This is a genomic window from Gemmatimonadota bacterium, assembly GCA_009838845.1.
Classification (GTDB): Bacteria; Latescibacterota; UBA2968; order UBA2968; family UBA2968; genus VXRD01.
Genome location: VXRD01000103.1, coordinates 16,466 through 28,945 on the forward strand (window position 1 = coordinate 16,466; position 12,480 = coordinate 28,945).

At 55.0% G+C, this 12,480-nt stretch carries 12 protein-coding genes; 10 read left to right on the forward strand and 2 right to left on the reverse strand.

Annotation, left to right across the window (positions count from 1 at the left end; all coding sequences use genetic code 11):
* Positions 1-16: 16 nt before the first annotated feature.
* Genes F4Y39_12990 through F4Y39_13035 form a run of 10 tightly spaced genes read left to right on the forward strand, consistent with a single transcriptional unit; the run spans position 17 to position 10,845 of the window.
* Positions 17-1,192 (forward strand): Gfo/Idh/MocA family oxidoreductase, encoded by a 1,176-nt coding sequence (locus tag F4Y39_12990; GenBank protein MYC14638.1) that lies wholly within the window; start codon positions 17-19, stop codon positions 1,190-1,192.
* A 2-nt stretch (positions 1,193-1,194) separates the two neighbouring features.
* Positions 1,195-2,940 (forward strand): hypothetical protein, encoded by a 1,746-nt coding sequence (locus F4Y39_12995; protein MYC14639.1) that lies wholly within the window; start codon positions 1,195-1,197, stop codon positions 2,938-2,940.
* Between the two features lie 49 nt (positions 2,941-2,989).
* Positions 2,990-4,237 carry a hypothetical protein gene (locus F4Y39_13000; protein MYC14640.1) on the forward strand — a complete coding sequence of 416 codons (1,248 nt, stop codon included), beginning with the start codon at positions 2,990-2,992 and terminating at the stop codon, positions 4,235-4,237.
* A gap of 31 nt (positions 4,238-4,268) precedes the next feature.
* Complete coding sequence (locus F4Y39_13005) at positions 4,269-5,564, forward strand: hypothetical protein (protein ID MYC14641.1); 1,296 nt, start codon at positions 4,269-4,271, stop codon at positions 5,562-5,564.
* A 29-nt stretch (positions 5,565-5,593) separates the two neighbouring features.
* Positions 5,594-6,760, forward strand: coding sequence for a mandelate racemase/muconate lactonizing enzyme family protein (locus F4Y39_13010; protein ID MYC14642.1), 1,167 nt, complete (start codon positions 5,594-5,596; stop codon positions 6,758-6,760).
* On the forward strand, positions 6,757-7,311 hold the full coding sequence (locus F4Y39_13015; protein ID MYC14643.1) for a GNAT family N-acetyltransferase: 555 nt from the start codon (positions 6,757-6,759) through the stop codon (positions 7,309-7,311). Before F4Y39_13010 ends, F4Y39_13015 begins: the two co-directional genes overlap by 4 nt.
* 45 nt (positions 7,312-7,356) lie before the next feature.
* A complete protein-coding gene (locus tag F4Y39_13020) occupies positions 7,357-8,229 on the forward strand; it encodes an amidohydrolase (protein MYC14644.1) in 873 nt (290 codons plus the stop codon).
* Positions 8,230-8,254: 25 nt separating this feature from the next.
* The gene (locus F4Y39_13025; GenBank protein MYC14645.1) at positions 8,255-9,544 is read left to right on the forward strand and encodes a DegT/DnrJ/EryC1/StrS family aminotransferase; all 1,290 of its coding nucleotides are present in this window, start codon (positions 8,255-8,257) and stop codon (positions 9,542-9,544) included.
* A 20-nt stretch (positions 9,545-9,564) separates the two neighbouring features.
* Positions 9,565-9,771, forward strand: coding sequence for a hypothetical protein (locus F4Y39_13030; protein ID MYC14646.1), 207 nt, complete (start codon positions 9,565-9,567; stop codon positions 9,769-9,771).
* 45 nt (positions 9,772-9,816) lie between these two features.
* Positions 9,817-10,845 (forward strand): hypothetical protein, encoded by a 1,029-nt coding sequence (locus tag F4Y39_13035; GenBank protein MYC14647.1) that lies wholly within the window; start codon positions 9,817-9,819, stop codon positions 10,843-10,845.
* A gap of 24 nt (positions 10,846-10,869) precedes the next feature.
* Here the strand turns inward: F4Y39_13035 and F4Y39_13040 are convergent, their stop codons facing one another.
* On the reverse strand, positions 10,870-11,496 hold the full coding sequence (locus F4Y39_13040) for a DUF3137 domain-containing protein (protein ID MYC14648.1): 627 nt from the start codon (positions 11,494-11,496) through the stop codon (positions 10,870-10,872).
* Between the two features lie 60 nt (positions 11,497-11,556).
* Positions 11,557-12,369, reverse strand: coding sequence for a hypothetical protein (locus F4Y39_13045; GenBank protein ID MYC14649.1), 813 nt, complete (start codon positions 12,367-12,369; stop codon positions 11,557-11,559).
* Between the last annotated feature and the right edge of the window lie 111 nt (positions 12,370-12,480).

Here is a 12,480-nt window from a genome sequence, read left to right on the forward strand (position 1 = left end):
AAGAAGAGGGTGAGAGATGAATGAAATACGCATCGGCATTGCCGGATTGGGCCACCGTTCCCGGCACTGGATCAATACCCTGCTAAAGATACCGGGCTACCGCATTACCGCACTCTACGACTGGATTGAACCGCTGCACGATCGGGCGCTATCTCTGATCGAGTACCGAAACGATGTCAGGGTTTTCAGAGATTACGAGGATTTTCTGGCCTATGAGGGTATGGACGCGGTTGGGCTGGTCGTTCGCCGGAAGGATCAGGGGGCGATGGCGGCGCAGGCTCTGGAGGCTGGCAAGCACGTAAATATGGAGGTTCCCGCCGCGCATACAATGGAGGATTGCTGGCGGATTGTGACGGCGGCAGAACACACGGGACGGGTTTATCAGCTTGCGGAACAGACGCGCTACTGGGGATTTGTGGAGGCCTGGCGGGACATGGTAGCAGAGGGACGGTTGGGACGGGTGACCTATTGCGAGGGGCAGTATATCGGCTATTACGGCACGCGCCAGTTTTTTCAGGACTATAAGACGGGCCAGCAGTACAGCGTGGAAGAGCTTTCGGCGCACCCGGATGCAGAGCCTACGTGGCTGCATGTGATGCCGCCGATTCACTATCTTCCGCACGAGTTGAGTCCGATGCTGAAAGTTCTGGATGATCGGGTCGTTGAGGTAACGGCGATGAGCACTGCGTCTCCCAGCTATTCGCATCCAGAGATCGATCAACCTGATATTCAGGTCGCATTGATGAAGACGGAGAAGGACAGGCTGTTGCGGATGGTGACCGGGTTTACTCAGAAAATTCCGAGTCGCAGAGGACATCACTGGTATCAGATCATCGGGACGAGAGGGTGCGTGGAGTGGAAGCGGTCGGAAAAGGGACGCTCCCTGATGTGGCTGGCAGATTCCCAGATGCACGATCTGGCTGAAGTAGATTGGAAGTTCGAGCGTACGGATGCGCCTGCAGAAGCGCAAGGCAGCGGTCACGGGGATGCAGACTATTACGTCCACACCGCTTTTTGGAATGCCGTAGTTGGAAATAAGCCTCTGGAGTTCGATGTTTACAGGGCGATGGAGACGGCGGCACCTGCGGTTCTGGCTGCGGAGTCCATCGCACGGGGAACCGAGCTGATGAAAGTTCCCGATTTTCGTCCGAATGAGACGCGACCCTCTGGGCAGATGCCGGGAGGAGATTGAGCATGCGTATCGGCATCTTATCCGACGGACCTGATCTTTCAGCTTACCTTGCCGAGATTTTCAATACCTGGGGATTGGTCCTGTACGAGATGGTGGGACAGGATCTGATTTCGGAGATGGATCCCGAAGATATGCCAGTGGTGGTTTGCCCTGCGTCTCAAGGTAGTCATTCTCTGGTTGATTACGCGCGCCGGGGTGGAACGGTGATTTGCTTTCTTCCCGAGGGTCCTCTGGCCGAGGCAGCCGGGCTTGCGTATGAGGGGGAAAAGGATGTGCCACTGCGGTTGCGTATTACCGCGTACCAGGCTTCAGGCATAGCGGGGGAGCGATTTCCAATTGTGGGCCGTGCGAATAACTATAGCCCAGCACCCGGGGTTCAGGTGTTGGGCTATTTTTCATATACAGATCGCTATGAAGGAGAAAGCGTCGGGGTTACAGAAACACCGGTTGGGCAGGGGAGGATTGTGGCGTTCGCGTTTGATCTGGCTCTTTGTGTTCTGTTGCTGCGGCAGGGTGATCCGAACCTCGCCGAGGTGATTCCCGAGGGCACCGGGTGCGCCCGTCCATCCAGTCTTGCGATCAATATCGGGCCTTCAGACTCCGGCTGGGTTCCCTTTGCCGACCTGCTTTCCAGGCTGTTTGTGGATACAGTGCGGCGTTATCTGCCGGGTCCAGTGCCGCTCCTGTCGCATCTGCCGGGGATGGCACCCGGCATCCTCCTTTACTCCGGTGACGAAGATAATGCGGACGTGGCGAGCAATGATGCGGAATTCGAGTGTGTGGCAGCGGCAGGCGGGCGCATGAATCTCTATATTATTCCGAACCGGACAAAATCTACGGTGTCGGACGTGGAGAGGTACCGCGTTCAGCACGATGTGGGACCGCATCCGAATCTTCGGCCGCTGGACGGATGCTCTATATCGGAACGTCTCACAGAATTCGAGCGGCAGATCCGAATGTTTCAAGACCAGTTCGATACACCCGCGCGATCTCTGCGCAATCACTGCACAGCCTGGGCCGGGTATCTGGAACCTGTGGAGGTTATGGAGAAACTGGGTGTGGGTATGGATGGGAATTATTTTTCCGGGACGTATGGGTATGGCCGAGAAGATGCGCCGTATGCCGCGTTTGGAGGCGCTATGCCGATGCGTTTCTGCTGGCCGGATGGTCGGGTGCTCAATGTCTTTCAGCAACACACGCAGCTTGCAGACGATATTATGTTCGGGACAGCAGACTATTCCTACCGGCTGTCGCCGCAGGTCTTTGTGGCTGTGCTGGATCGGATTTTCACGGATATCGAGACCCGCTTTCACACGCCCTTCGGCGTGTGCATCCACCCCGGCAACTGGGTGAGGTTCTCCCGGCCTCAAGGACGGGAATTGCTTCGCCAGGCTAATGAGAGGCGATTCCCAATCTGGTCTTTTGACCAGTGGCTGACATTCTGGGAGGCGCGCGATACGTGGCGGTTCAACGGGATGACCCGGCAGGGATGCAGGTTGCAATTCGCGCTTGAGGGGGAACGATCACACGACGCTCTCTGCCTTGCGATTCCAGCGAAAGATTCGAAGACATCTCTTGTCGAGATAAAACTGGACGGGGAGCGTGCAGAGTGGCAGACGGTCCGTCGCTATGGTGAGGATCTCGCGCTTGTGCCTGTACCACTCCGGAAAACGGCTATATCGGTTAGCGTTATGTATGGCAGTTCCGCGAAGCTGGTTTTGACGACACAGGATTTCACAGAAAAATAAGAGTCCTGCTTTACGTCGCTCGCAGGATTTTTTGCAGGAGGAGATTGCAATGCGTTTTGGAATTGCCTGTCGGGATATCGTTCCTCCGTTTCGCACGAGAATGTACGGGTATGGTGCGCGGGTAGATCTCTACGAAGATGTCAACGACCCGTTGACGTTTACAGCGATTGTGCTGGAAGAGGGGAACCGCCGTGCGTTGTTGGGTGCTGCGGATCTGGGTACATTTCCGAGGCTCGATGAGTTGTCTGGCTTCCTGGGCCAGCTCGGAGAGATTGTCGGGTGTCCAAGAGACCATATCATGCTGAACTGCTCGCACTCTCACGGAGCCGCGACGGTGTCGGATGAGCGATACAGGGAGTGGTTGTACGAAAAGGTCCGCGAAGCTGTTCAGGAGGCTTCGGAAAACGCGAATGAGGGGACGTTGTGGTACGGCGAAGGCAAGACGAGTTTGCCGATGAACCGCCGCCCGGAGCGAGATGGGCTGGTCGTGAATGCGCCCAATCCGAGGGGTACGGTAGATGATCGCATGCGGCTTCTGGTCTTCAGGAAACCCACAGGAGAGATCGCTGCGCTCGGGATGTCCGTGGCGTGTCATCCGGTTGCTACAGGGGCACAGCATCTGCTGACAGCGGAGTATCCCGGGGCCTGGAGAACCGCCTTCTCCAGAGCGTTTGGTCCGGATGTGACGCCGTTTTTCCTGCAGGGAGCGGGCGGAGATATACGGCCCCGACATGTAGCTGAAGGAGATCACTGGCGGGCGATGAAGCATGCCGAACTTCCCGGCATGGGACGGGAACTTTTGAGGGAGATGTTGAAGATCCTTCTGGAGGCGGACTTCAAACAGATCGACAATCTGACGCTTATGGGCAAGATCAATCGGGTTGAGGCACCCTGCCAGAGGCTTTATACCACGCGCGAGGAGCTCGAGTTGTTGAGGGGTCGGGATGGAAGATTTGGTTCTTATGCGGAGAAATGCCTGCAGCATCTCAATGCGGGAGAGGAAGTTCCGGATCGTGCGGAATTTCACGTTCAGACGCTCTGGTTGAACCGGGATTTCGCCCTGATCGGCCTCGACGCCGAGCCGCTCCACGCTCTGGGCCGGGCCATAGAGGATTCCGTTGTTCCCAGACAGGCGTTGTTCCTGGGATATACGAATGGCTGCGTTGGCTACGCGATGGATGGGAAGGAGACAGAACGCGGCGGTGGCACGGAGATCGGTACCTATCTTTTCAGGGGATGGTCGGGGCCTCCTGAGCCGGGTCTTGAGAAGGTCCTGGCTGACGCTGTTGTGAAATGAATTGTCTCTCAATACACAAGGAGAAAATGCCATGCGTTTCGGTATTGGCCGCAGGGATATTACCCCGCCGCTTTACACTTATATGCACGGGTACGCGGCAAGGCGAGATACGAACGATGGGGTGAACGATCCCCTGACGTTTACGGCGATTGTGATGGAAGAGGGAGGACAGCGCGCACTATTGGGCGCTGCGGACATTTGCACATTTCCGAATGACGGGAGCGTGCTTGACTTTCTGAAGCAAGTTGGGAAAGCGATTGGATGTCCGGCGGCCAACGTGATGCTCAATGCCTCGCACACCCATGGAGGACCGAGGATACCGGGTTCTTCTCGGTATTGGAGAGACTTTCCTTCGCGAACAGTAGAGGATTACAGAAATCAGCTCTACGCGCAGGTACTGGAGGCCGCCCGCGAGGCTGCGGATAATCTGATGGAAGGGAGCCTCTGGTATGGGGAGGGGAAGACGCGGCTGCCGATGAATCGGCGTCCGGAGCGGGATGGCCGGGTTGTGAATGCGCCGAATCCGGACGGACCGGTGGACGATCGGATGCAGCTTCTGCTTTTCAGAAAGGCCACGGGAGAAGCGGCGGCGGTCGGGGTCAAGGTATCCTGCCATCCAGTTGCCACAGGTGCGCAACATTTGATCACAGCAGATTGGCCGGGGGCATGGCGTGCGGCGTTTTCCAATGTGTTTGGTCCTGATGTGATCCCGTTTTTCCTGCAAGGGGCGGGTGCAGATGCACGCCCTCGACATGTGGCCGAAGGAGACCACTGGCGGGCGATGAAGCACGCCGAACTCGCTAAGATTGGCGATGAACTGCTGGCTGAGACCCTGGCGATCCTCACAGGAATGAATCTCCGTCCAATAGATAATCTGACGCTGCAAGGGAAGATTAACGTTGTGCAGGCTCCATGTGAGAAGCAATATACTACTCGTGAACAACTCGAATCTTTGAAGGGTGAAGGCGGACTTCTGCAGCAGTATGCGAAAGCGGGTCTGGAGCGTCTGGATATGGGAGAAGAGATTCCTGATCAGGTGGCGTTTCAGGTTCAGACGCTGTGGTTGAACCGGGATCTGGCTTTGATCGGTCTGGATGTAGAGCCGCTTTGTGGCCTGGCGAGGACAGTTGAGGAGATAGTTGCGCCAGCGCAGGCGGTTCTTCTGGGATATACGAATGGCTGTGTTGGTTATACCCCCGATACAGAGGAGATGAAGCGCGGGGGGTACGAGACCGGTAGCTATCTGCCCAAGTTATGGTCCGGGCCATTGAAGCCGGGTCTTGAAGATCTGTTTGCGAGTGCTGTTGTTCTCCATGCGGGAAATTAGAAATCTGTGTCAGATAGGAGAAATGACCGATGAAGATCACTGAGGTGGAACCCATCCTGCTCACGGTTGATATGCCGGAAGAGCATCCTTTGCGATGGTCGGGAGGAGAAACAGACAGCGTAAACTGCGCGCTGGTGCGGGTGCATACCGACGAAGGCGTCACCGGTCTGGGAGATTGCTACGGGCCGGGGTTTGTCGCGGGTGAAGCCACGGCTGAGTTGTTCCGCCTGTTCGGGCAGTTTCTCCAGGGCAAAGACCCACGAGACGTGGCCGGGTGTTACGAGATGATGTACCGCCGCATCCTGTACTGGGGTCGGTCCGGGCTGGCAGTAGCAGCGGCCAGTGCGGTCGAGAACGCCCTGTGGGATATTGCGGGGAAAGCGGCCAGCGTGCCGGCATATCGCCTGCTGGGAGGGTTGTGCCACGAGAAGCTGCCAATTTATGCCAGCGGCGGTCTGGAACAGCCTCTGGAGGATCTGAAAGCAGAGATGAGAGCGCATCTTGAAGCGGGGTTTCGAGCCGTGAAGATGCGGATTGGCGTGAATCGGGAACACGATCTGGAACGGGTGGCCGCGTGCAGGGAAGTGCTGGGACCTGAGGTGAAGTTGATGGCGGACGCGGTGATGGGACACAACCCGGATCCGTGGACGGCAGCCGACGCAGTCCGGGTAGCGAAGGCTTTAGAGCCTTACGATTTGTTCTGGTTGGAGGAGCCTTGTTTTGCTGCGGACTACGAGGGCTATGCCCACGTCCGCCGAAATACCTGTATTCCCATTTCGGGCGGTGAGAGTTCGTGCATGCGGTATGAGTTCAAACATTTTTTTGAGCGGCAGGCATTGGATGTGGCCCAGCCGGATGCGTGCCAGGCAGGGGGCATCTTAGAGTGTATGAAGGTGGCTGCGATGGCTGACGCCTATGGTGTAAAAGTGGCGCCCCACGCCTGGGGGACTTCGATCACGGTCGCAGCCAACCTGGCCTGGGCATTTGTCACGCCCAATACCGTGCTTGCCGAGTATCCGACCTGGCATTTCCCGCTCACAGACGCGCTATTTGTGGAAAAACCGCGGATTGAAGATGGGATGGTTTATCCTCCAACAATGCCTGGACTGGGAGTAGAACTTCCGAAAGAGCTGGAGGAAAAGTACCGTTACCGACCGGAAGCTTCCAGGCTGGATATGCGGAGAGAAAGAGAATGAAATTCGGTACTGATGAAGGACGTCTGATCGAGCAATGGAGCGTTGACGGCGGGGAATACGTGATGCGCACAGCACGCTGGAGCGATCTGGCATCCTATGGAGCGATGCACCGCGAGTTGTATAAGGAGCAGGTGATGGCGAGTCCGAGGAACGCCGATATCCGGGTCGCAGGAGAAGCACTCGGCGGGAGACTTACGGACATGGCCTGTGGCACAGGTGTGCTGCTGGTCGTGGATACAGATGGGCGGATCGTGGGAGAGGGGACGCTTCAGCGCTCTAACGGGGACGGTTCGATTACCCTGGGGCTACTGATTCTCAAAGATTTTCGAGATAAAGGGATCGGCAGGCGGCTGATGAGTGCGTTAGAAGGCGAGGCGCGCCGACTCGGCAAATGGCGGATTGATCTGACGGTCTGGAGTGCCAACGAACGCGGTTACCACCTCTATACCAGCATGGGCTATCGAGAAATCGGGCGGTTTCCGGATTGGATCCGCTCGGATCTTGCGCCAAGAGGGACATCCGACCTCGTGTGGATGTTGAAGGATCTGTAGGTTTGCAGGATCAGAAAACCGCAGATAAACGAAAAAGGAGAATCGATGTCTAAGAAAGGCTATCGGGTGGACTGCCACACACACCTCTGGCGCTATCCGGGCGAGTTGACCGACGAATTGGCGTGCGAGACTTTTATTATGCGCAATAAGAAGGTGGATCTGGATATTACACCCGATATGCACACGGCAGCCGTGGCAGAGGTGGACTGCGCTATCGTGTTCGGGTTGCGGGCACCGCTGACGGGTTTTTTTACTGTCAATGATACGGTTGCTGATTACGTGCGTACGCATCCGGAAAAGATGATCGGTTTTGCTGCGATCTGCCCGACTGAAGACAACGCGCTTGAGGAGGTTGAGCGCGCGGTCAAAGAGCTGGGGTTGCGGGGCCTGAAGATGAGTCCGATCTACGGTGGGTGGGACCCATTGGATGCGAATGCGCTGGCTATTTTTGCAAGGGCGGAGGAGTACGGATTGCCCATTATGTTCCACCAGGGAGCGACTTTTCCGCGCAGGGCACCGCTGAAGTATGCTAATCCCATTCTGCTGGAGGAGATCGCGCTTCGATTTCCGGATCTGAAGATGATAATCGCCCATCTTGGGCATCCCTGGGAGGCGGAGACGATTGTCCTGATCCGGAAGCAGCCGAATGTGTTTTCGGATATTTCGGGTCTGTTCTACCGGCCCTGGCAGTTTTACAACTCGTTGCGGCTGGCGGTTGAGTACGGGGTTGTGGATAAACTGCTCTTTGGAACAGATTATCCTGTGGCTACTTTTGAGGAAACAGTGGAGGGGTTGCACCATGTGGTTCGGCTTTCCCATGAGATGCGGTTGCCTCCGCTTCCAGAAGACCTGCCGGATCAGATTCTGTACCGCGATACTCTGGGTCTGCTGGGGCTTTCTGGGCCTGCGAGCCGATGATCGCGTTTCAGCATATTGAAAGGAGATGTTGATGGGAAAGCTGGCATTGACGGGTGGTCCTAAGGCGGTAAGGCTCGACAGAAGAAAATTCGCGGTTCCCCCTGTGAGTGAGGAGGCGATTGCAGCGGTGGTGGAACTGATGCGTAAGGGCGAGACTTCCATTTCACCATCGGTTGCCGAGTTCGAGCGCGAGTTCGCCGATTACGTCGGTTGTGAATACGGGCTGGCGCTTACCAGCGGTACGGCGGCGCTTCAAACGGCCCTGTTTGCGGTGGGGGTGGAGCCAGGCGATGAGGTTATTGTTCCTTCCTTCACATTTCTTACCACAGCGACGACTGTGCCGGCTATGGGGGGAGTCACTATTTTTGCCGATGTAGATCGCGATACGATGACTTTGGACCCCACCGACATTGAGCGGAAGATTACAGAGCGGACCCGTGCGATTGTCGTTTGCCACGTCTGGGGTAATCCTGCGGATATGGAATCGATTTTGAAACTGGCACGCCCGCGGGGGATCGCCGTGATTGAGGACTGTTCGCACGCCCACGGGGCGACCTGGCAGGGAAAGAAAGTCGGTTCGGTAGGCGATGTCGGATGTTTCAGTTGCCAGGGATCCAAGCTGGTTGCAGCGGGGGAGGGCGGTGTACTCACGACAAACGACCGCGACCTGTACGAGCGGGCTATTGTGCTGGGCCGTCCGGAAAAGCGTGCCGAAATTCGAGAGGATTCATGGATAAAACGCTTTGCCTTCACAGGGTTGGGTTTCAAATACCGTCCCCACCCACTGGGCATTGCAATCGCCCGCGAGCAACTTCATCACCTGGATGAGATGAACGAAATCCGAGACCGCAATGGTGCCGTCCTGGACGCCGGGCTGGCAGATGTGGCAGATGTGGTGCCTCAGCGAGTGCTTCCGGGTTGCCGGCGCGTTTACAATAGCCATTGTATGCGGTATGATCCGGATAGGCTCGGAGGTGTTTCGGTTGAGACTTTCCTGCAGGCGCTCTCAGCAGAAGGTGTGAGTATCGGCCGTATGAGATACGGACATTTGCACGGGAATCCGATTTTTACAGAGGGATTTCCCTATGGTACGAAGGGTGCGACATTGAGCGCACAGGGACATGATGCGTCGAATTTTTCAAATGGTCCGCTTCCGGTGACAGAACATCTCAGAGAGTATGCTTTTCGCGCGGCTCCCCGGCTCGAAACGGAGTGTCGAGAACTGATCAACCAGTATCTGGATGCCTACCACAAGGTGGCATCGGCCGTTGATGAACTCCTGACGTACGAGAAAGAGCACAGATCAGAGGCTTAGAAGAGACACGGAGGTGTGTTATGACGTTCAAAGAGATAACAAATTCCGCTCCGGCGTTGACGGACGAGACATTTGAGGCGTTGTTCGAAGCCTGCCGGCCCCAAAAGGAACGGTGGACAGATATCCCCTGGATAGGAGGACTGTGGGAGGGGCGACAGAAGGCGGCGCGCGAGGAGAAGCCACTGTTCATCTGGGCGATGAATGGTCATCCTCTGGGGTGTACGTGAAATAACGGGGTTACGGGCCGTGCGCTCGTTTTTTCAGATCCGCGCGTGATCGAGTTTTTGAATGAACTGTTTATCCCGGTGGCCGTGAACAATACCCGATTGCAGCGGCAAACCGATGATGAGGGCCGATTTTTGCGCCTGATCTCCTGGCAGGGAAGGTACGGGTATTCTTTTGAGGAAGCACAGGCCAGATTGGAGGATATCGATCACGGGCTGAATCATCAGGGTTTATATGCAGTGACGACAGAAGGGGAAGTGTTGGGTAGTCGCAACAGGCTGTTTCCGGGAGGCAAGGCCTCGGTCCATGGTGTGGGTAGCGATCCAGACCGGTTTTTGTGGATGTTGAGACGGGCACTGGAGAACTGGGAGAACCGCAAGACCCAGCGCGAGGCATTGGAAATCGAAGATCTGGCGTATCGAGATCCCACATTTAGCTGGGCGGGGTATCCGGAAGACGGATTGGTTTTACACCTGAGCGTTCGAGACCTGCCCCGGGAGGTGGATACGCGACCTTCGGGAATGAAGCGAGAGGCGCACAATCAGGATTACGTCTGGTTCAAGCGGGAAGAGGTGCTGTCTATGGTTCCATTGGATGCGGCTGTGGGTAATGTTATCCCGGTGCCCGATGGGCTGGTCAGACGGCTGGTGCGTTATCATCTGGCGGATTACGTTCGGGGGGAAACGTCTTCGTGGCCATCCGAGGCGATCCGGGATGCGGCTATGACATTGACGGTGACTGAGGAGACACCGGAATGGGTTGATTTAAGGCTTTCCGGATCCGCGCAGTTGTTCTCGAAGGGGAGTTGGTACGAGGGCGCGTGTCTGGAACGGGGGCTGGATGCATCGCTGTTGGGATATCTCCGTTTTGATCGGCGGACGGAACGGTTTGTGAGATTCGATGTTGTGGCGGTGGGATCGCGGTGGGGTGGCACGGACTACAACGTAAGGCAAGACGATTTGGAGCCTGCGCCGATCGGGATTGCGATGACGATTGCCGGACAGGAGGAGAGGGATCGCACAGCGCCGCATGCGTGCCAGAGGCGGGGTGGCCTGGAGTGGTATTTTAATGCGTAAAGGCGTGCATTTTGGGCAAGCACCCTATTTTAACGTGACCTGGGGATCGTCCTTATACGCAGAATCTATTTGAACCAGGCGCTCTAAAGTCAGAGCGAACAGTGCAAACAAAGACTTCAGTAACTCTGTCTTTTTGATAACACCGACGCATTCAAAATACAATTCATCAACGCCTTCGGGAAAATCAGCGCCAAACCAGCCTTCATCGTCTTTGATCTTGAAATGGATATTCGGCTGTGTTTCACATAGCTTCCGTATTCTTGTATCGGCGAGTAGTAATTTGATTTTCTCCGGACTATTGCCTTTGATTTCAAACTGCTTGTCAAAAGATGGATCGCCTATTTCTATGTCTTTCATGCCGAATAATTTGCCAATTGAACTGAAGAATCCTTCGCGAGAGATCTCGAAATAGAGACCGTCTTTGTTTATAAATGGCGCGCGCATCCGAGTGTGTGTCGTTGTCGTTGTTACTTGTCCAGCAGGGGTTGTGACCGTGTAAGTATCGAGCAGAATTTGCCACTCACCGTGTTTGTAAGTGAGTACGTCCGTGCCCCAGAACCCACCTTCAATAAACTCACCGCCTATATCAGTAGCAATCTGCGTCCAGATTTCGTCCTTGGAGGGACCGAAAGCAGATCTGATAATACCCATCTTTTCCTCCATAGTTGTAATGCTTGATAAGCCTGATAAATAGCCAACCGATTCTGCGATTTACTTTAATTGTTCCTCTATCCAATCCATCCACTTCACAAGCTGCGAAAGGTATCTTGATACCCTCTCGTTTGAAGATGGCACCAGGTGGATATACAACTCTCTGGTCTCATCGAGAAAGTCAGTCCACTGTGGATATGACGCCTTTAGCATCGGTATTGTGTCAACGCCTTTAAGGGAACGAAATCGCCCTTGTGCCATCAAGAGACAAGCCCCGCCTAATACGCCAAGACGCGCCAGCTTGCGGAGTCTTAGTCGTGTCTCATTGGGAAGAGAAAAGTCAGTTGTATTTTCCTTTTCTAATCCCGCTGCATATCGAGTGAGATTCAAAGCTGACTGATGAAAATATTTTCGCACCCACGATGGGATGAAAGTCGGCAATTCAAACTCTTCTGTAAGATCATTTCCCCAAACCAGTGTGGCATCATAATGTAAACGAAATCCAAATGCTTGATGCCGTGACCGCATGTCTTTGTTCGCTCCCGGTTGTCTGCCCTGTAGAACATCATCGATTGAACGGGGTAGGGTGAGCCCATGTGTATAAGGAAACTCGCGATCAAGGCTTTCCTGCGTTTCTCTGCACCATTGGTGGTCGTTTTTTTTCAACGGACCTCGGATGAAGGAGTACAAATCAAGATCAGAAACGCCTTGAATGGCTTCATTTCTGTGGACGCTGCCCCATACGTAGATTGAAATTAGTCTCTCTGCAAAGTGCGCGTGGTACTCCAATATATGGCGCTGAATAAGTTGTACGAAATATTGGTCGTCAAATAGATGTAAATTTTTGTATTTATCTGAGGTGTTCGATTTCATAAAGTAGCTGCCTTTAGATAGAATGGGTGAAACAATTTAGATTAGAAATATATGCAAATCAAGTTTTCAATAGAGATGAGGGAACGCCCCACCAGAGATACATGTCTAATG

Excerpts from the sequence above, each read along its gene's own strand:
- F4Y39_12990 (MYC14638.1), top strand. The coding sequence starts at position 17 with ATGAATGAAATACGCATCGGCATTGCCGGATTGGGCCACCGTTCCCGG.
- F4Y39_12995 (MYC14639.1), top strand. The coding sequence starts at position 1,195 with ATGCGTATCGGCATCTTATCCGACGGACCTGATCTTTCAGCTTACCTT.
- F4Y39_13000 (MYC14640.1), top strand. The coding sequence starts at position 2,990 with ATGCGTTTTGGAATTGCCTGTCGGGATATCGTTCCTCCGTTTCGCACG.
- F4Y39_13005 (MYC14641.1), top strand. The coding sequence starts at position 4,269 with ATGCGTTTCGGTATTGGCCGCAGGGATATTACCCCGCCGCTTTACACT.
- F4Y39_13010 (MYC14642.1), top strand. The coding sequence starts at position 5,594 with ATGAAGATCACTGAGGTGGAACCCATCCTGCTCACGGTTGATATGCCG.
- F4Y39_13015 (MYC14643.1), top strand. The coding sequence starts at position 6,757 with ATGAAATTCGGTACTGATGAAGGACGTCTGATCGAGCAATGGAGCGTT.
- F4Y39_13020 (MYC14644.1), top strand. The coding sequence starts at position 7,357 with ATGTCTAAGAAAGGCTATCGGGTGGACTGCCACACACACCTCTGGCGC.
- F4Y39_13025 (MYC14645.1), top strand. The coding sequence starts at position 8,255 with ATGTTGATGGGAAAGCTGGCATTGACGGGTGGTCCTAAGGCGGTAAGG.
- F4Y39_13030 (MYC14646.1), top strand. The coding sequence starts at position 9,565 with ATGACGTTCAAAGAGATAACAAATTCCGCTCCGGCGTTGACGGACGAG.
- F4Y39_13040 (MYC14648.1), bottom strand. The coding sequence starts at position 11,496 with ATGGGTATTATCAGATCTGCTTTCGGTCCCTCCAAGGACGAAATCTGG.
- F4Y39_13045 (MYC14649.1), bottom strand. The coding sequence starts at position 12,369 with ATGAAATCGAACACCTCAGATAAATACAAAAATTTACATCTATTTGAC.